The organism is Betaproteobacteria bacterium, from assembly GCA_009377585.1.
GTDB lineage: Bacteria > Pseudomonadota > Gammaproteobacteria > Burkholderiales > WYBJ01 > WYBJ01.
On record WHTS01000054.1, the window covers coordinates 1 to 18,171 of the forward strand.

Genomic DNA, 18,171 nt, shown 5'->3' on the forward strand with positions numbered 1-18,171 from the left:
TTCGATCGCCTGGGTTGCATCGCGAGCCTCCAGCACTTCGATATCGGGATGAAGGTCGCGCAGCACTTGCTTGAGCGCTTCGAGAATCAGTGGATGATCATCCACGACCAGGATCTTCATTGCCGCCTCCCCTTCGCCAGAACGAACGCCCCATTTGTCGATGTCATTTCGCGCTCGTTGCGGCCAGTATAGCCCCGGGTGGGCGAGAAGGAATACGACCTCGGTGCTAGGACAGCGGCATTGAAGGGCTCCCCTCTTCCTCCGGGGTGAGGCCGGGAATACCCGGACCACGGCGGCCCGAGCTTACCGGGCGAGGGGCGGCGACATGAGCTTCCCGGGCGCCGCTGCCTAATACCGATGTCCTATTCGCAGTCGCACGGCGGCACGACACAATGCCTGCCAATGCGCACCGCAGATTCGACCGGAAAGCACACCATGAAGCCGGCTCAGAACGAAAACACATCGGCAACGCGCTCGCCCCGATGCCGACCCGCGCCAGGGAAGGCGCTTCTGCTTTGCAGCGACCTGCTCGTCCTCTGCGACGAGGCCGGCCCGCAAGCATCGCGCCGCTGCGGATCGCTGGGCGATGCGGTCAGGAACGCCGAACGCAGCCGCCACCAGCGGGAATACAAAGCGCTTGCGCCGCCGCTCTGATGCGCGCTCGAGACCCCTCCTTGGGCGCGGGCGACCGCGCCCTTTTTTTGCGGGCCGTGTCGAGAGGGATTCTACAGGTGCTGCGCCAGCTCGCGCTGCAGGAACTCGTGGAAGTGCCGCATGCCGTCTTCCATCGGCGACTGGTACGGACCCACGTCGTTCAGCCCCTGGACGAACAGGGCGCGCCGACCCTCGGTCATACGATCACAGATGACTTCGTCTTCGGCCGCGGTTTCGAGATAGGCCTTGCGCTCGGCCTCGACGAAGTCGCGATCGAACAATGCGATCTCTTCCGGAAAGTAGAACTCGACCACGTTGGTGCATGCTTCCGGACCGCGCGGCAGCACGGTACTCACGACCAGCACGTACGGATACCACTCGATCATCACGTTCGGGTAGTACACCATCCAGATGGCGCCGATCGCGGGGGCTTCTCCGTTGCCTTGCTTGAGCACCTGCTCGTGCCATTGCCGGTAGACGGGCGTGCCGGGCCGTTGCAGCGCCCGGTTCACGCCTACGACCTGAACGCTGTACCAGTCGCCGAGGTCCCATTCGAGATGATTGCAGTCGACGAAGTTGCTCAGGCCGGGATGGAACGGTTCGACGTGGTAATCCTCCAGGTAGACCTCGATGAAGGTCTTCCAGTTGAATCGGTACTCGGTTGTTTCCACGCGGTCGAATACGAATCCATCGAAGCGTAGAAGCTCCTGGCAGCGCACGGGCGCAAGATCCTTTGCCGGATCGCGCGGGCCGCGAAACAACAGGCCGTTCCAGCACCCGGTGCGAACGCGCGCCAGATCCAGGCAGGGACGCAGAGGGAAATGCGGCGCTCCGAGCAGCCTTCCGTCCAGGCCGTACGTCCAGCGATGCAGCGGACACACCAGTGCGCGGGTGTTGCCCCGGCCTTTAAGGATGGTCGACTGGCGATGCCGGCACACGTTGCTGAGCAATTCGACGCCGTGCTCGTTGCGCACGAGCACGTGCGAATCGCCCGACCAGTCGAGGCTATGAAAGTCACCGCGCTCCGGCACCAGCAGCTCATGTCCGACATATCCCGGCCCCGCCGCAAACAGCAGGCGCTGTTCCAGCGCGGCGATGCGCTCGTCGAAGTACCAATGCAGCGGTAACTGCGCCTGGGACTGTTGCGAGGCCTGAACAGCGGCCAGATCGGACATAAAGAACAATCCTCTCCAAGTGTAAAAAGCGCGTATTGTGCCAGTTGGCCCTTAACGCGCAAGCCGAAAATGGGTTGGCAGGTCAGCGACCATATCGGGCAGGCAAGCGGCGAGGCGCACGACATCCTCTTCACGGTCGACGTCCCACAGCGGCGGTAGTAGGCGCCAGGAACGGCCGTTTTCCCGCAAGCGCGCGAGGGTCTGCTCGAGCACCCGGGCGCTGCCCCAGTCGATATCCCGAAATACCTCGGGGCAAGGGCGCGCCAGCCCCAGCAGGACGTAGCCGCCGTCTTCCGACGGGATTACGACGGCATCGCTGCGCCGAAGTTCCGTCCGGGCCGCGTGCAGATCCTGTCTACTCAACAGCGGGCAGTCGGTGCCTATTACAAGCAGCCGAGCGTACGAGCGGAAGGTCCGATCGTGTGCGCCCAGCAGGCGCTGGCCGAGGTCTGCGCCGCTCTGCGTGCGCAGCGCCACGTCGTACGCTGCGCGGCAGGCAACGAAGAACGGGTGGCGCGCAGACGGCGTGCACCAGAGGAATACCGCGCCGACAGCGGCCGCGGTGGCGGTCTCGAGCACGCGTCGGGTCATTCGTTGCTGCAACAGCGCCGCGCCTTCGGCGCCGAGGCTCGGGATCAGACGCGACTTGGCGCCACCGGGAACAGGCGCGCGCGCAAAGATCAGCAGCGCGAGATCCGGGTCAACGGACATCGCGATAGCGGGCGGCGAGCCGAGCCGGATCGGCGCCGAGGAAATAGGCCAGTCGCAGCCGCCACATGAGCAGGATCGTACGCACGACGCCGTGCCGCGCCCAGCGCCGGCCCGAGGTCAGCACCGTTTCGCGCAACCGGATCGGAGCCGCAATGCGCTTGGCATGGCGGCAGAATGCGATGTCCTCCATCAGCGCTTGCACGGGGAAGCGGCCGGCGCGCTCGAAGAGCGCCCGCGTGGCGAACAGGGCCTGATCTCCGGTGGCAATGCCGGTGAGACGCGAGCGCAAGTTCATCATCCGCGCCACCAGCGCAAGCACACGAGGGCCCCCGTCGATGCGCACGTCGAACCGTCCCCAGGCCCATGCGTGACCCGCCACGGCCGCTTCGATGGCGCGATCGAATGCGGGGGGCACGATCGAATCGGCGTGCAGGAAAAGCAGGATCTCGCCCCGGGCCGCGGCCGCGCCCGCATTGAGCTGCACGGCGCGCCCGCGCGGCGAATGCAACACGCGATCGGCCAGGGGCCGCGCGAACGCCACGGTCTCGTCGCTGCTGCCGCCGTCGACGACGAGCACTTCCGCACCCCGTGCCCGCGCCGGCGCAAGGGCTGCCAGCGTCGCCCCCAGATGCAGCGCCTCGTCGAGCGCGGGCACCACGACCGACAACCGGCTGCTCACGCCGGCCGCCTGGCCGTAGGCACGAGCCGGGCCGGATGGTGGCTCATGCGGCCGCCTCCGGGCCATGATTGAGTCGCGAACGCCAAGCCGTCGGCGGCCTGGCCGCAGTTCGCTTTGCGGTCGATCCCCGCAAGCGGGGCGCCTCATGAACGGTCGAGCAAGCTGAACCGCCGGAGCAGCGGCGCCTGGCGCCATTCGACTTGCGGTCGATCCCCACTTCGTGGGGCCCCTCGCCCGGGAGTCTCATGTCGCCCCCCTCGCCCGGTAAGCTCATACGGCCCGGTCCGAAGCGGACACCGGGCGTCGGCTGCTCCGCGGGGACGAGTCGGACGTGCGCCGGCTTGCGCATCGGGTGCGCCCGAATATGTTGTCCCATGTCAGGCACGCTTCCAGGCATGAAATCGTTCCACCAGCCGCAACAAGCGTTGCGGCGCATGCGCCTTCTTCCATTGGCCGGCGGCGTACTTGTTCGCTTCGGCAAACGTCGGATAGACGTGAATGGTGCCCAGAATCCGGTTGAGCCCGATCCCGTGCTTCATGGCGAGCACGTACTCCGCGATCAGCTCACCGGCATGCTCCGCCACGATCGTGACCCCGAGGATGCGATCCTTGCCCGGCACGGTGATGACCTTGACGAAACCGATCGCGGCCTCGTCGGTGATCGCGCGGTCGAGCTCGTCGAGGCGATACAGCGTGACTTCGTGCGCGATGCCCTGCTCGATGGCTTCGATCTCGCTCGAGCCCGCGCGCGCAACCTCGGGATCGGTGAAGGTGCACCAGGGGATTGACCGCGTGTCGATGCGGAATCGGCGCAGGCTGCCGAACAGCGCATTCACGGTCGCGTACCAGGCGGTATGCGCCGCGGTGTGCGTGAACTGGTAGCCCCCGGTGACATCGCCGCAGGCGAAGATGGTAGGCACGCGGGTGCGGCCGTAGTCGTCGACTTCCACCGCGCCGGCTGGGGTGAGACCGATGCCCAGAGCTTCGAGACCGAGATTCCCGGTGTGCGGTTTACGTCCCAGTGCGCACAGCACACGGTCGAACTCGATCCGAATCTCGTCGTCGCCGTGCGCGCACACCAGGAAAGGGGTCTTGGCGTCGTCGACCAAGCGCTTCGCCGTATGGCTCGTCAGCACCCGTATTCCCTCCTGCGCGAAACGCTCGGCGATGAGGCTCGAGACCTCGGCGTCTTCCTTGAACAGCAGTCGCGGCTGCATTTCGACCAGGGTCACTTCCGAGCCCAGGCGGGCGAAGCACTGCGCCAGCTCGCAGCCGATCGGACCGCCTCCCAGCACCAGCAGGCGCCGCGGCAGCTCGTGCAGGTCCCACACGCTGTCCGAGGTGAGGCATTGCACCGGGTCGATACCCGCAAGCGGCGGAATGAACGGACGGGCACCGGTCGCCACCACGATGGCACGCGTTGTGAGCGAACGCATGCCTTGCGCGGTGCGGATGTCGACCCGATAGGGCGTTGCGATCGTGGCGTCGCCTTCGATGCATTCGACCCCGAGCGCTGCATAGCGCTCGACCGAATCGTGCGGGGCTACTCTGGCGATCACGCGCCGCACTCGTGCCATCAAATCGGCGAATTCAAACGTGATGGTTGCATTCGCCACGCCGAATTCCCGGCCGCGGCGGACATGCGAGAAAAGCCTGGCCGATCGGATCAGCGCCTTGGACGGAACGCAGCCGGTATTGAGGCAATCGCCACCCATGCGGTTGCGCTCGACCAAAGTCACCTTGGCCTTCACCGTCGCAGCGATGTATGCGCAGACGAGCCCGGCGGAGCCGGCGCCGATCACGACCAGATTGCGGTCGAATCGAGCCGGCTTCGGATAGCGGGCAAGGAGCCTTCGGCTTCTGAACGCATCGAGCGCGGCCCGGGCAAGAAAGGGAAATACGCCCAGCAGGGTGAGGGAGGCGATCAGCGGCAGCGAGAGAACGTCTCCAATGGTCTCGACGCGCGCGAGCTGGGTCCCGGCATTGATGTAGACCACCGTGCCCGCCAGCATGCCGAGCTGGCTCACCCAGTAGTAGGTCCATGGCCGGATCGGCGTCAACGGCATGGTCAGGTTGACGACGAAGAACGGCACGGCCGGCACCAGGCGCAGCGCGAAAAGATAGAACGCCCCATCGCGCTCTACGCCCGCGTTGAGCGCGCGCAGCTTCGCGCCGAAGCGGCGCTGAACGATATCGCGCAGCAGATAGCGCACGACCAGGAAGGCCGCCAGGGCGCCGATGCTGGAGGCGAAGGAAACCAGCAGCGTGCCGACCGCGAGGCCGAAGACGGCGCCGGCCGCAAGGCTCAGGACTGCGCCACCGGGAATCGACAAGGTGGTGACGGTAACGTAGAAGAAGAAAAACGCCGCAGCCGTGCGGGCGGGATGAGCGCGATAGTAGTCCGTCACGGCCGCATGCTGCGACTTCAGGTATTCGAGGCTGAGAAAGCGGTCCAGCTCGAAAACGAAGAACGCGCTCGCCAGCGCGACGACCAGGACCACCAGGAATGCTCGTTTCACCGCCCGCACACGGTTTCCGCGCCGCCGCTGGCGCACGCAGCATACGAGCGACTCGCCGCGAGTCCCGTGTCCGGCGCAGGCGCGCTCCGGTGCACGGCACCAGCTGAGGCATCGCAACGCACGCGCGCTTCAGCCCTCTAGCGCCCCGCCGCAGCTCGACCCCTGGCCGGCGGTGCAGCCGAAGCAGTGGTCGAGCACGGCGATCGGATTACCCGTCAAGTCCGTATCGATCAGGTCGGCCAGGCGCACCCGCGCTTTCGAGCCACGGGCGAGCGGCACGCCGAGCATCTGATTGAAGTCGCAGTCGTAGACCCAGCCTTGCCAATCCACCGAGATAAGGCTGCGGCACATCACCGCCTCCAGGTTTTCCACGCGGAAACTGGATCGCAGCAAGCGCATGTACGGATCGAACTGGCGCTTGCTCACCAAAGTGCTGCCGAAGCGCTGGATCGGCATGTTGGCCAGGGTAAACAGGTGGGTGAACTCGATGCCGTAGCTATCGCGCAGCGCCTTGCGGTATGCGGCCTCGAGCTCGGCTTGCGCCGGGGGCAGCACGGGACCTTGCGGGTTGAAGACGAGATTCAGAATCAGCGGCCCGCCGCTGCGGCCATAGCCCAGGCCGTTGAGGTGGCGCAATGCCCGGATGCTCGCGGCGAACACCCCCGCACCGCGCTGGGCGTCGACGTTCTGCTCGAGGTAGCACGGCAGCGAAGCGGTGATCTCGACCTGCTGTGCGGCCAGGAATTGCGCAAGATCGTCCTGCCCGGGCTGCTCCATGATCGTGAGGTTGCAGCGGTCGATCACGCGCACGCCCAGGGTGCGCGCCGCGCGCACCAGGCGGCGAAAGCCGGGATGCAACTCCGGCGCTCCGCCGGTGACATCGAGCGTGGGCACCCGGGTCGCCTGGAGGAAGGCGAGGACGGCAGCGAGCGTCTGATCGCTCATCATCTCGGTCCGCGTCGGCCCGGCATTGACATGGCAATGCAGGCAGGCCTGGTTGCAGCGGTAGCCGAGATTCACCTGCAGCGTGTCCAGGCGCTTGCGAACGAGCGGGGGGAAGTCGCCCGTTGCAAGGCGTGCCAGGGTCGAATGCATGGGCTCGATCTCCGGGGAGGCAGGTATCCTGTACTGGGGCCGGCTGCGGCACGACATCGGCTGGTCGGCGTGCGCGCGCGTGCAAACCATACCATAGTGCAAATCGCGCGTTCTTGCGGTTTGACCCCGGCGAACGGGATAGGTTATTTTTCCCGTTTGCCCTTCCCACCCCCGCATGTCCAAACCGAGCCCGCAGCAGCCCCCCAAGAGCTTCGAAAGCGCGCTCGCCGAGCTGGAGAAGATCGTCGAGGCCATGGAGGCGGGTCAATTGCCGCTGGACGAGTCGATCGCCGCTTACCGGCGCGGGGCGGAGCTGCTGCAGTTTTGCCAGAACGCGCTGAAAGAGGCAAGCCAGCAGGTCAAGCTGCTGGAAGCCGGCGTGCTGAAGGAGTTCACGCTCAATGGGGAGCCGGCGGTTGCCGACCGTGCCGAGTGACTTCCTGGCGTGGTCGAGGCAACGCCAAGGCCTCATCGAGACCCGGCTGCAGGATCTGTTGCCCGCGCCCGAGATCGCGCCCACCCGGTTGCATGCCGCCATGCGCTATGCCGTCCTCGGCGGTGGCAAGCGCATCCGGCCCTTGCTCGCCTGCGCCTGCGGGGAGCTCGCCGAGGCGGCGCTCGAGCGCACGCTGATCACCGGTGCGGCGGTGGAGTTGATCCATGCCTACTCGCTGGTTCACGACGACCTGCCGTGCATGGACGACGATGTCCTGCGCCGCGGCAAGCCGACCTGTCATGTCGAATACGACGAGGCAACGGCGCTCCTGGTCGGCGATGCGCTGCAGAGCCTGGCCTTCCAGGTGCTGGCGGACTATCGCCTGAGCGACGATCCCGCCGTGCAGATCGAGATGATCCGCATATTGGCGGTCGCCGCGGGGTCGCGCGGCATGGCGGGCGGGCAGGCGATCGATCTCGCGGCGGTCGGCTCGTCGTTGAGCGTTCCCGAGCTCGAATTCATGCATATCCACAAGACCGGCGCCGTCATTCGGGCCGCCCTGCAACTGGGTGTGCGCTGCGGGCGCCGGTTGAGCGCGGACGATCTGCAGCGCATCGACCACTTCGCCAAATGCATCGGCCTGGCTTTCCAGGTCGTGGATGACGTGCTCGACGCCGAGTCGGATACCGCCACTCTGGGCAAGACGGCAGGCAAGGACGCACGCATGGACAAGCCCACGTACGTCAGCGCCTTGGGGCCTGCGGCGGCCAGGGCCCTGGCCCGGGAGCTGCGCGAGGACGCGATGGATGCCTTGGATCCCTTTGGCAAACGGGCGTTGCGTCTGCGGCAGCTCGCCGATTTCATCGTGATGCGGGAGTTCTAGGCGCGGGCTCGAGCGTAGCGGTTACGCGTCGTGCACGCCTTCACAATGAGCGAGCTACTCGAAACGATCAATTGGCCTCACGAGCTGCGTGCGCTGGACCGGCGCCAGCTGCGGCAGCTCGCGCGCGAGCTGCGCGAGTTCCTGCTCGAGTCGGTCAGCCAGACCGGCGGCCACCTGTCGTCCAATCTAGGCACCGTCGAATTGACGCTGGCGTTGCACTACGCCTACGACACGCCGAACGACCGCCTGGTGTGGGACGTGGGTCACCAGACCTACGGGCACAAGGTGATCACCGGCCGGCGCGAGGGCATGAAGCGGCTGCGCATGCGCCATGGCATCGCCGGTTTCCCGCGTCGGGACGAGAGCGAGTACGACATCTTCGGCACCGCGCACGCCAGCACCTCGATCAGCGCCGCGCTCGGGATGGCGGTGGCGGCAGCGCGCCAAGGCCTCCAGCGCAAGGTGGTCGCGATCATCGGCGACGGCGCGATGTCGGCCGGCATGGCCTTCGAAGCGCTCAACAATGCCGGCGCGATGGATGCCGACCTGCTGGTCGTGCTGAACGACAACGAGATGTCGATCTCGCCCGCCGTGGGCGCATTGAACCATTACCTTGCCCGCCTGATGTCGGGCCGCTTCTACACCGCGGCCAGGCGCGCGGGCCGCAAGGTGCTGGGCGACCTGGCCGATCGGGCCGAGGAGCATGTCAAAGGCATGGTGACGCCCGGTACCATGTTCGAAGAATTCGGCTTCAACTACATCGGGCCGATCGACGGCCACGATCTCGACATCCTGATCCCGACGCTCAAGAACATCCGCGCGATGCGCGGGCCGCAGTTCCTCCACGTCATAACGCGCAAGGGCCAGGGCTACAAGCTCGCCGAAGCCGATCCGGTGCTCTATCACGGCGTGTCGACCTTCAAGCCCGACGCCGGCATCACCGGAGCCAAGGCCGGCGCCAAGCCGACCTATACGCAGATATTCGGCGATTGGCTGTGCGACATGGCGCGCGCGGACGAGCGCTTGGTCGCCATCACGCCGGCGATGCGCGAAGGCTCGGGCCTGGTGCGTTTCGCCGAGCTCTATCCCGATCGCTATTTCGACGTGGGCATCGCCGAGCAGCATGCGGTCACGTTCGCCGCCGGGCTTGCCTGCGACGGCATGAAGCCGGTGGTGGCCATCTATTCGACGTTCCTGCAGCGCGCCTACGACCAATTGATCCACGATGTCGCCATCCAGAACCTCCCGGTCGTGTTCGCGCTCGATCGCGGCGGGGTCGTGGGCGCGGACGGACCGACGCACCACGGCGCATTCGACCTGTCGTACCTGCGCGCGATTCCGAACATGACCGTCATGGTGCCGGCCGAAGAAAACGAGTGCCGGCAGATGCTGTACACGGCCTTCATGCTCGGCACGCCGGCCGCTGTGCGCTATCCGAGAGGCACCGGGCCGGGCGTGCCGGTGGAAAGCGCGATGACGCCGATCCCGCTCGGCAAGGCGGAAATTCGCCGGCGCTGCGGCCCCGGCGTGAAGACGGGCCGGCGCGTTGCGCTGATCGCATTCGGCTCGATGCTGCGGCCGAGCTTGCAGGCCGCCGAGACGCTCGATGCCACGGTCGCGAACATGCGCTTCGTCAAGCCGCTCGACGAGGCGCTGGTGCGCAGCCTCGCCGTCTCGCACGATGTCCTGGTGTGCGTGGAGGAGAACGTGGTGATGGGGGGTGCAGGCAGCGCCGTGCTCGAGTGCCTCAATGCGAGCCGGCTGTCGATACCAGTGCTGCAATTGGGGTTGCCCGATGCGTTCATCGAGCATGGCGAGCCCTCGGGGCTGCTGGCCGAATGCGGCCTGAACGCCGAGGGCATCGTCGCGCGGGTGCAGGAGTTGCTCGCGGGGTAGAATAGGCTCGCGTGCGGCTGCCCAGCGGGGCCGCGATGCGACCTCCCGGAGCTCTTTTGCCATGGACGATCAGACCCGTATCGCCGACGCCGCCGACTTCGGTTACCAGAAACTCGATCAGTACAATGAGAATTCGGTCGAGCGGATCGCCGCGTCGTTTCGCGCCATCCTGGCCGAGCTCGGCGAGGATCCGCGGCGCGACGGGTTGCTGAAAACGCCCGAGCGTTTCGCCAAGGCGTTGCAATTCCTCACTCACGGCCACGATCTCGATCCGGCGCAGATCCTGCGCTCGGCCATGTTTCGCGAAGAGTACAAGCAGATGGTGATCGTGCGCGACATCGAGATCTACTCGATGTGCGAGCATCACGTGCTGCCGTTTTTCGGCAAGGCGCACGTCGCCTACATTCCCAATGGCCATATCGTGGGGTTGTCGAAGATCGCGCGCGTGGTCGACGCATTTGCCCGCCGCCTGCAGGTGCAGGAGCGATTGACCACCGAGATCCGCGATTGCATCCAGGCGACGCTGCAGCCGCTCGGCGTCGCGGTCGTCATCGAGGCGCAGCACCTTTGCATGATCATGCGCGGAGTGCAGAAGCAGCATTCGATCGCCGCTACCTCCGCATTCACCGGCGAATTCGAGCAGGAAAAGACGCGTTTGGAATTCATGCGGCTGATCGGCTAGCGAGCAGTCATAGGTCGCAGGGTATGGATCGGACGGCGCAAACGCGGCAAAGCAGCGAGCAGATCGTCGAGGCGATCCTGCCCGACGTGCGCAAGGGCCGCATGGTGATCCTGGTCGACGACGAAGACCGGGAAAACGAGGGCGATCTGTTCGTCGCCGCCGAGCGGGCAACGTCCGAAGCGATCAACTTCATGGCGACCGAGGCGCGCGGCCTGGTCTCGCTAGCTCTCACCGAACAGCGCATGCGCGCGCTCGGATTGCAGCTCATCACCGACGACACCGGCAACACCACGCGCTTCGGCACCGCGTTCGCAACGCCGATCGACGCCCGCCAGGGCGTGGGCTCGGGGATGTCGGCGCACGATCGGGCGCGCAGCATCGCCGTGGCGATCGCCGACGAAACCCGTCCCGCGGACCTGATACGGCCCGGGCGGCTGCTCACGCTGCGTGCGGTGGAAGGCGGCGTGCTCGCGCGCCGTGGCCATACCGAGGCTGCCGTGGACCTCGCACGCATGGCGGGGCTCAAGCCCGCCGGCGTGATCTGCGAGATCATGAACCCGGACGGCACCATGGCGCGCATGGCCGAGCTCGAGGGCTTCGCGCAGCGGCACGGCATCCGCATCCTGCGCATCGCGGACCTGATCGAATACCGGCGCAACGAACGCCATATCCGGCGCCGCTCGCAAACGCTGCTGCCGACACGGCGCGCGGGTGAGTTTCGGCTGCATGTCTACAGCGATGAGCTGGAGACGGTGCCCTACGTGGCGCTGGTCAAGGGCGAGCCCAAGGCCGACCGGCCAGTGCTGGTGCGGCTGCATTCGCAGTGCTTGACGGGCGACGTGTTCGGTTCCGAGCGCTGCGACTGCGGCGAGCAGCTCGAGCTTGCGCTCGACATGATCGCTCACGCGGGCGAAGGCGTGGTGGTCTACACCTTCGACGAGGGCCGCGGCATCGGCCTGCTCAACAAGATTCGCGCCTATGCCTTGCAGGATCAGGGCCACGATACGGTGGAGGCGAATCACGAGCTCGGCTTTGCGGCCGACCTGCGCGACTACAGTGCGGGCGCGCACATCCTGTTCGACCTGGGTGTGCGCTGCGTGCGGCTGCTCACGAACAACCCCGACAAGGTGCGTACCTTGGAGCAATACGGATTGAAAGTGGTCGAGCGCGTCCCGCTGGAAGTGGCGCCGCGCGCACCGAATCGCGCTTACCTGCGCACGAAACGGGCCAAGTTCGGGCACCTGTTGTCGCTCGACGAGACCGGCGAAAACATCTCCGAAACGCCGCGCGCCGACGAGCAGTCGTAGTGCCGGGGAAATGGATCGCCCCTACCCCGGAACCTGCTCGCCTGGCGGGCCCGACGACCGGAGAAGGGCTTGGAGCTGAGGGAAGAGATGGCACGCAGGTTGAATGGTGCAACCGGCGATGCATGTGTCTCGCTCAGAAGCGGCGGATCAGCGTGAGCGCCGCCCCGTCGCGCTTCATCTCCATGCGGTTCAGAAAGCTCATGCCAAGGAGCCCGATCGGCAGATGCCCGCTCACGTGCACCGCCGCGTCGACGTTGTGGAGCGTGATGTCGCCCACCTTCAAGGTATCGAGTTTCACCCGATATACCGGCGCGACGCCATTGGCTGTCTGCGTGAGGCTGCGCTTGCCGGAAAGGTAGTTCACGCCGGCGCGGCGGGCGTCGTCCGCGCTGATCGAAACCATGGTCGCTCCGGTATCGACCAGGAAACGCACGGACGCGGCGCTGTTGATAGTGCCGCTCACCAGAAAGTGGCCTTGCGTGTCGGCAGCGATCACGATCCGGCCGCCGTTGGCGGAAGCGGCGGAGTCAGGCGCTACCCGGTAGTAGGCGCCGAGCATTAGCGTGCTGCGCTTGCCGTCGATTTCCACGACGGCCGATTCGGGCGTCGCGGCCACCAGCTTCACGCCTTCGGGCGACACCTGACCTGCGGCGAGCGTGCGCGGTTTTGCGTTGTCGATCAACAGCGTCGCCTTGCCCTCGGTGAGTGCGATGACCTGCACCTGCGCGGCATCGAGCGAGCCTGGCAACAGCAGCAACAGGCCAAGATATGTTGCGCGGATTCGCACGGGGATCAGCAATGAAGCCTGTGGTTATCGTCCGCCATTACCGCACGGAGGGGCCGGGCAATTTTGCCATATACCTCGAGCGCTGCGGCTTGCCCTGGTGCGCGGCGCAACCGGTCATGCGCTCGAGCGACGCGAATGCCGCGTGTGCCTGCGTCGGCGGGATCGCTGGCGAGGCACGGAGCGCTCCTGCGCAACCGATGCGGCAGGTACGGATACGAACCTGGGCGCGGCTGCGAATGATTTGTTTCGCTGGCGTGAAAGAACGCTCCATAGCACCAGGTAGGCGGCGACGACGCAGTACAACAACAGGCTGATCGGATGGCTTGCCACGTCGGTAACCAGTTCCATCATCTGTTTGATCGCCGGTTGCTCGCCGCCATGGCGTCCACCGGGCACGGGGCCGTAGAGCGAGCTCGATGCCGAATCGCGCCCGTTCCCAGCCGCCAGCGGTCGATCGACAATGAAAAGCGCCTCGTTGCCTTCGGTCAATGCGATTTGCGAGCGGTCCGCGGAAACGCTGAAGGCGAAATCGCCCAATCCAAGCACCGAAAACGAGGCTCGACCGCGCTCGTTCACCTCCAGTCGCAAGGTCGAGTCCACGAGGCTCTGAACCGTATCCCGGAGCCATTGATCGGCGGCCTCGCCCATATCGATGCCGGCAAAGGCCGCCGGAGCGGCGCGAGCTCCGCGGTTGCCGCCCCGTGCCTGCGTCGGCGTCGCTCCGGAACCCGATTCCACGTTCACTAAATGGCGCAGCTGGTCGACCAGGCCTGGCCCGGTCAACCGCGCGCTGCGCTCGTTGTGGCCATTCTGAAAATCCCACTCTGCCGGCTGTTGTATTGCCTGCCGCACCGAAGCGGGCGTGCCGACCAGGAAGGCATCGGGGCGCGTATCGAGTTTCGGATCGGAGTGAAGAAGCTGTTCAGCGGTGAGCGGCGCCCAGACCGGGGCCGCGGACAATCCGGTCGTGTCGGCGGTCGTGGGGAGCGGCGAAGCAGTGGCTGTACCGCAGACGAGGCACAGCAGCGATGCGACCAACAGTACAAGGCTGGACGTGGGGCCTGCGCGCATGGCGGGTCGGGCGGGCGAAGCGAACCGGGCGCCGAAGCAGGAACGATGCCGGCATGAATTCTGCCGATTATTCAAGTAGTGGCGGCCTTGGCCCAGAGTCATGAGCCGTATCGTGTCAAAAAATCCGACAGTCGCTCGCCCGCATTTGTCTGCGCTCGCGGTCAATCGCGGAAATTCTTGTACTGCAGCGGGAAGTCGGTGATCGACTGGCGCACGAGCGCAATCGCGTCCTGCAGCACGTCCTTTTTCGCCCCGGAGACGCGCACCGCATCGCCCTGGATGCTCGCTTGCGCCTTGAGCTTGCTGTCCTTGACCAGGCGCACGATCGTCTTGGCAAGGTCCTGCTCGACGCCGGCGCGCACGGTGACCGGCTGCTTGACCTTGTTGCCCGAAATCTTCTCGACCGAGCCCGGCTCCAGACACCGCACGTCCACGCCGCGCTTGCTGAGCTTTCCCGTCAGGACGTCGCGTACCTGGCCGAGCTTGAACTCGTCGTCGGCAAAAACCGTGAGCACTTTTTCGTTGATCTCGACGCGCGCGTCCGAGCCCTTGAAGTCGAACCGGTTGGTGACTTCCTTGTTGCATTGGTCGACCGCGTTGCGAACTTCGACCTGATTGACTTCCGACACGATATCGAACGAGGGCATGGCAGACTCCGAATCGACGACGGGATGTGCGGCCGCCTCAGCGCATTTGCGGCCGCGCCGTTTGGCCGCCTCAGTGCTTGCGGCCGCGCCGTTTGGCCGCATCACCGTTTGCGGCGGCGCCGCTTGGCCGCATCATCATCTGCGGCGGCGCATTTTCGCTGCGATGCGCAGCCGCAGCGCATTGAGCCGGATGAACCCTTCGGCGTCGGCCTGGTTGTAGGCGCCCTTGTCGTCGTCGAAGGTCGCGATACGCGGATCGAACAGCGAGTCGCCTTTCGACCTCCGGCCGGTCACCATGATTGTCCCCTTGTACAGCTTCAAGCGCACCTGGCCGTTGACCGGCGCCTGCGATTCGTCGATCAAGGTCTGCAGCAGCCGGCGCTCGGGGCTGAACCAGTAGCCGTTATAGACCATCCGCGCATAGCGCGGCATCAGGTCGTCCTTCAGCGCCACCACCTCGCGATCGAGCGTGATCGATTCCATAGCACGATGCGCGCGCAGCATGATGGTGCCGCCCGGGGTTTCGTAGCAGCCGCGCGATTTCATCCCGACGTAGCGGTTCTCGACCATGTCCAGGCGCCCGATCCCGTGCTTTCCGCCGATGCGGTTCAGCGTCTGGAGGACCTTGGCGGGCGTGAGACTGCGTCCATTGACGGCCGCGATGTCGCCACGCCGGTATTCGAGCTCCAGGTATTCGGCCCGGTTGGGCGCCTTGTGCGGCGGCACCGTGATGCGCCACATCGACTCCTCGGGCTCGAAGTCGGGATCCTCCAGCACGCCGCCTTCGTAGGAGATGTGCAGCAGGTTGGCGTCCATCGAATAAGGCGCGCCGCCCTTGCGCTTCTTGAAATCCACAGGGATGCCGTGCGCATCGGCATACCCGAGCAGTTTCTCCCGCGACAACAGATCCCATTCGCGCCATGGCGCGATGATCCGGACGTCCGGCATGAGCGCATAGGCGCCCAGCTCGAAGCGCACCTGGTCGTTGCCCTTGCCGGTCGCGCCGTGCGAGATGGCGTCCGCGCCCGTCTCGCGCGCGATTTCCACCAGGCGCTTGGCGATGAGCGGCCGAGCGATCGAGGTGCCGAGCAGGTATTCGCCTTCGTACAGGGCATTGGCACGAAACATCGGATAGACGAAGTCGCGCACGAACTCCTCGCGCAAGTCTTCAACGAAGATTTGTTTCACGCCGAGCTGGCGCGCCTTGCGCCGCGCCGGGGCGAGCTCCTCGCCCTGGCCGATGTCGGCGGTGAAGGTCACGACTTCGCAGCCGTAGCGGTCCTGCAACCACTTGAGAATGACCGATGTATCCAGCCCGCCCGAATAGGCGAGAACCACCTTCGCTACCTTTTTTTGCGTCATTTCCATCCCTGTGAAAACCGATCGGTGATGCCGGTGATGCAAATTCGGCGGCGCGTGCGAAGCCGCTCCTGCATGCCGCGGCGCAGTTTGCCTGAAGTGCGGGCCGCGGCGCGGCGGCCTTCGTGCACAGGCTCGCTAGTCCGGGTTCACGCGGCCGATCAAGAGATACTCCAGCAGCGCCTTCTGCGTGTGCAGGCGGTTTTCGGCCTCGTCCCACACCACGCTGTGGGGCCCTTCGATCACCTCGGCGGTGACTTCTTCGCCCCGATGCGCCGGAAGGCAGTGCATGAACACCGCATCCGGCCGCGCGAGCGCCATCATTTCGGCATCGACCCGGAAATCGGCAAAGTCGTGCTTGCGCTCCTCGGTTTCGGCTTCGAACCCCATGCTGGTCCAGACATCGGTCGTGACCAGATCGGCGCCGCGCGCCGCGTCATGCGGGTCCGCGAACCGCTGCAGATGGGCGCCCGCCCGCTGCGCCCGTTCGGCCTCGATCTCGTAACCCTTGGGCGATGCCACGTGCAGGCGGAAATCGAGCAGCTCGGCCGCCTGCAGCCAAGTATTGCAAACGTTGTTCGAATCGCCCACCCAGGCGACCGTGCGGCCGCGGATGCTGCCCCGGTGCTCGATATAGGTGAAAACATCGCCGAGGATCTGGCACGGATGGTATTCGTCGGTGAGCCCGTTGATGACCGGCACGCGCGAATACTCGGCGAAGCGCTCGATGATCGACTGCTCGAAGGTGCGGATCATGACGATGTCGACCATGCGCGTGATCACGCGGGCCACGTCCTCGATTGGCTCGCCGCGCCCGAGCTGCGTGTCGCGGGTGGCGAGATTGATGGCATGGCCGCCGAGTTGCATCATGCCGGCTTCGAACGACACGCGCGTGCGCGTGGAGTGCTTCTCGAACACCATCGCGAGCGTGCGATCGGTGAGCGGCCGGTACGGCTCGTAACGCTTGAAGCGCTGCTTGATCCAGTGCGCCCGCTGGAAGAGATGGTCGATCTCCTCGCGCGCGAAGTCGCTGAATTGCAGGAAATGGCGCGCGGTCACGATGGCATCCGCTGCCTAGGCCGCACTGCGCGCCGGCGTTCCGGCGATGAACTCGCGCAGCAGCGGCACCAGGGTCGATGCGAGCAGGTCGGCGTGTTCGATGTTGAAAACCAGCGGCGGCACCAGCCGCACTACGTTGTCCGCAGTTACGTTGATGATGAGACCGCGCTCGAGCGCCATGCCGACGAGCTCCCCGCAGGGGCGGTCCAGCTCGATGGCGATCATGAGCCCGCGGCCGCGGATCTGCCGGATAGCCTGTGTTTCGGCCAGCTCGTCACACAGGCGCGCGACCAGATAGTCGCCCGTCTTGGCCGCGCCTTCCACCAGGCCTTCCTCCTCCATGATGTCGAGGACCGCCAGGGCCGCCGCGCACGCGAGCGGATTGCCGCCGAACGTGGAGCCGTGCTTGCCGGGCTGGAACAGTTGCGCCGCGGGGCCCGCCGCCAGGCAGGCGCCGATCGGCACGCCGCCGCCCAGTCCTTTCGCGAGCGGCATCACGTCCGGACGCACGCCTTCGTGCTGGAAACCGAACCACTTGCCGGTGCGTCCGATCCCGGTCTGGACCTCGTCGAGCATGAAAAGCCACCCGTTCTGGTCGCAGATCGCCCGCAGCTCGCGCAGATAGCCCTCGGCCGGGATATTCACCCCGCCCTCGCCGGTGATCGGCTCGACCAGCATCGCCACCACGTTCTTGTTGTTGGCCGCGACCTGGCGCACCGCGGTTACGTCGTCGTAAGGGACGCGGGCAAAGCCGGCGAGCAGCGGCTCGAACCCCGCCTGCGCCTTGCGGCTGCCGGTGGCCGTCAAGGTGGCCATGGTACGGCCATGGAAGCTGCCTTCGGTGACGATGATGGTCGGGACCTCGATGCCTTTCTTGTGGCCGTACAGTCGCGCCAGCTTGATCGCCGCTTCGTTCGCCTCGCAGCCGGAGTTGCAGAAGAACACGTTCTCCATGCCCGAAAGCGCACACAGCCGGTCGGCCAAACGCTCCTGCAGGGTTATCGAGAAGATGTTGGAGGTGTGGATGAGGTTGTGGGCCTGATCCGCGATCGCCTTGACGAGCCTCGGGTGGCAATGGCCCACGCTCACGACCGCCACCCCGGCGAGCGCATCGAGATAGCGCTTGCCGGCGGCGTCGATCAGAAAGACCCCTTCGCCGCGCGTGAACGCGAGTGGTTGGCGCGCATACGTGTTCATCACATGGGACATGG

Annotated in this window: 17 protein-coding genes; 5 read left to right on the forward strand and 12 right to left on the reverse strand. The window is 65.9% G+C overall.

Going from position 1 to position 18,171, the window contains the following annotated elements:
• The 6 genes from GEV05_17130 to GEV05_17155 form a co-directional block, all read right to left on the reverse strand.
• Positions 1–120: response regulator (locus tag GEV05_17130; protein ID MPZ45081.1), on the reverse strand; the 120-nt coding region annotated here is incomplete at its 3' end.
• Between the two features lie 605 nt (positions 121–725).
• Positions 726–1,829, reverse strand: a complete 1,104-nt coding sequence (locus GEV05_17135) for a Rieske 2Fe-2S domain-containing protein (GenBank protein MPZ45082.1) — start codon at positions 1,827–1,829, stop codon at positions 726–728.
• 51 nt (positions 1,830–1,880) lie between these two features.
• Positions 1,881–2,540, reverse strand: coding sequence for a DUF2064 domain-containing protein (locus GEV05_17140; GenBank protein MPZ45083.1), 660 nt, complete (start codon positions 2,538–2,540; stop codon positions 1,881–1,883).
• Positions 2,530–3,285 (reverse strand): glycosyltransferase, encoded by a 756-nt coding sequence (locus GEV05_17145; protein ID MPZ45084.1) that lies wholly within the window; start codon positions 3,283–3,285, stop codon positions 2,530–2,532. Before GEV05_17145 ends, GEV05_17140 begins: the two co-directional genes overlap by 11 nt.
• A gap of 311 nt (positions 3,286–3,596) precedes the next feature.
• Positions 3,597–5,738 carry an NAD(P)-binding protein gene (locus tag GEV05_17150; protein ID MPZ45085.1) on the reverse strand — a complete coding sequence of 714 codons (2,142 nt, stop codon included), beginning with the start codon at positions 5,736–5,738 and terminating at the stop codon, positions 3,597–3,599.
• A 129-nt stretch (positions 5,739–5,867) separates the two neighbouring features.
• The gene (locus GEV05_17155; protein ID MPZ45086.1) at positions 5,868–6,833 is read right to left on the reverse strand and encodes a radical SAM/Cys-rich domain protein; all 966 of its coding nucleotides are present in this window, start codon (positions 6,831–6,833) and stop codon (positions 5,868–5,870) included.
• Between the two features lie 175 nt (positions 6,834–7,008).
• Here GEV05_17155 and GEV05_17160 point away from each other — a divergent pair, with 175 nt between their 5' ends.
• The 5 genes from GEV05_17160 to ribA all read left to right on the forward strand — a co-directional run bounded on the left by GEV05_17160 (position 7,009) and on the right by ribA (position 12,037).
• The gene (locus GEV05_17160; GenBank protein MPZ45087.1) at positions 7,009–7,269 is read left to right on the forward strand and encodes an exodeoxyribonuclease VII small subunit; all 261 of its coding nucleotides are present in this window, start codon (positions 7,009–7,011) and stop codon (positions 7,267–7,269) included.
• Positions 7,235–8,152, forward strand: a complete 918-nt coding sequence (locus GEV05_17165) for a geranyl transferase (protein ID MPZ45088.1) — start codon at positions 7,235–7,237, stop codon at positions 8,150–8,152. The genes GEV05_17160 and GEV05_17165 overlap by 35 nt, the downstream gene beginning before the upstream one ends.
• Before the next feature lie 45 nt (positions 8,153–8,197).
• Positions 8,198–10,048 (forward strand): 1-deoxy-D-xylulose-5-phosphate synthase, encoded by a 1,851-nt coding sequence (locus GEV05_17170; GenBank protein ID MPZ45089.1) that lies wholly within the window; start codon positions 8,198–8,200, stop codon positions 10,046–10,048.
• A gap of 61 nt (positions 10,049–10,109) precedes the next feature.
• The gene (gene folE, locus GEV05_17175) at positions 10,110–10,730 is read left to right on the forward strand and encodes a GTP cyclohydrolase I FolE (protein ID MPZ45090.1); all 621 of its coding nucleotides are present in this window, start codon (positions 10,110–10,112) and stop codon (positions 10,728–10,730) included.
• Between the two features lie 23 nt (positions 10,731–10,753).
• A complete protein-coding gene (ribA, locus tag GEV05_17180) occupies positions 10,754–12,037 on the forward strand; it encodes a GTP cyclohydrolase II (GenBank protein MPZ45091.1) in 1,284 nt (427 codons plus the stop codon).
• A 133-nt stretch (positions 12,038–12,170) separates the two neighbouring features.
• Here ribA and GEV05_17185 read toward each other — a convergent pair whose 3' ends face one another.
• From GEV05_17185 to GEV05_17210, 6 genes are all read right to left on the reverse strand, one after another.
• A complete protein-coding gene (locus GEV05_17185; GenBank protein MPZ45092.1) occupies positions 12,171–12,722 on the reverse strand; it encodes a TIGR02281 family clan AA aspartic protease in 552 nt (183 codons plus the stop codon).
• 216 nt (positions 12,723–12,938) lie between these two features.
• Entirely contained in the window at positions 12,939–13,895 is a 957-nt protein-coding gene (locus tag GEV05_17190; protein ID MPZ45093.1) for a hypothetical protein, read from the reverse strand.
• Positions 13,896–14,056: 161 nt separating this feature from the next.
• Positions 14,057–14,542 (reverse strand): YajQ family cyclic di-GMP-binding protein, encoded by a 486-nt coding sequence (locus GEV05_17195; GenBank protein ID MPZ45094.1) that lies wholly within the window; start codon positions 14,540–14,542, stop codon positions 14,057–14,059.
• Positions 14,543–14,677: 135 nt separating this feature from the next.
• Positions 14,678–15,904, reverse strand: a complete 1,227-nt coding sequence (locus tag GEV05_17200; GenBank protein MPZ45095.1) for an argininosuccinate synthase — start codon at positions 15,902–15,904, stop codon at positions 14,678–14,680.
• A 135-nt stretch (positions 15,905–16,039) separates the two neighbouring features.
• The gene (argF, locus tag GEV05_17205) at positions 16,040–16,960 is read right to left on the reverse strand and encodes an ornithine carbamoyltransferase (protein ID MPZ45096.1); all 921 of its coding nucleotides are present in this window, start codon (positions 16,958–16,960) and stop codon (positions 16,040–16,042) included.
• Positions 16,961–16,975: 15 nt separating this feature from the next.
• A complete protein-coding gene (locus GEV05_17210; GenBank protein ID MPZ45097.1) occupies positions 16,976–18,169 on the reverse strand; it encodes an acetylornithine/succinylornithine family transaminase in 1,194 nt (397 codons plus the stop codon).
• Positions 18,170–18,171 lie beyond the last annotated feature (2 nt).

Excerpts from the sequence above, each read along its gene's own strand:
- GEV05_17210 (MPZ45097.1), bottom strand. The coding sequence starts at position 18,169 with ATGTCCCATGTGATGAACACGTATGCGCGCCAACCACTCGCGTTCACG.
- GEV05_17170 (MPZ45089.1), top strand. The coding sequence starts at position 8,198 with ATGAGCGAGCTACTCGAAACGATCAATTGGCCTCACGAGCTGCGTGCG.
- GEV05_17195 (MPZ45094.1), bottom strand. The coding sequence starts at position 14,542 with ATGCCCTCGTTCGATATCGTGTCGGAAGTCAATCAGGTCGAAGTTCGC.
- GEV05_17165 (MPZ45088.1), top strand. The coding sequence starts at position 7,235 with ATGGGGAGCCGGCGGTTGCCGACCGTGCCGAGTGACTTCCTGGCGTGG.
- folE (MPZ45090.1), top strand. The coding sequence starts at position 10,110 with ATGGACGATCAGACCCGTATCGCCGACGCCGCCGACTTCGGTTACCAG.
- GEV05_17135 (MPZ45082.1), bottom strand. The coding sequence starts at position 1,829 with ATGTCCGATCTGGCCGCTGTTCAGGCCTCGCAACAGTCCCAGGCGCAG.
- GEV05_17145 (MPZ45084.1), bottom strand. The coding sequence starts at position 3,285 with ATGGCCCGGAGGCGGCCGCATGAGCCACCATCCGGCCCGGCTCGTGCC.
- GEV05_17155 (MPZ45086.1), bottom strand. The coding sequence starts at position 6,833 with ATGCATTCGACCCTGGCACGCCTTGCAACGGGCGACTTCCCCCCGCTC.
- GEV05_17140 (MPZ45083.1), bottom strand. The coding sequence starts at position 2,540 with ATGTCCGTTGACCCGGATCTCGCGCTGCTGATCTTTGCGCGCGCGCCT.
- ribA (MPZ45091.1), top strand. The coding sequence starts at position 10,754 with ATGGATCGGACGGCGCAAACGCGGCAAAGCAGCGAGCAGATCGTCGAG.
- GEV05_17190 (MPZ45093.1), bottom strand. The coding sequence starts at position 13,895 with ATGCGCGCAGGCCCCACGTCCAGCCTTGTACTGTTGGTCGCATCGCTG.
- GEV05_17200 (MPZ45095.1), bottom strand. The coding sequence starts at position 15,904 with ATGACGCAAAAAAAGGTAGCGAAGGTGGTTCTCGCCTATTCGGGCGGG.
- GEV05_17160 (MPZ45087.1), top strand. The coding sequence starts at position 7,009 with ATGTCCAAACCGAGCCCGCAGCAGCCCCCCAAGAGCTTCGAAAGCGCG.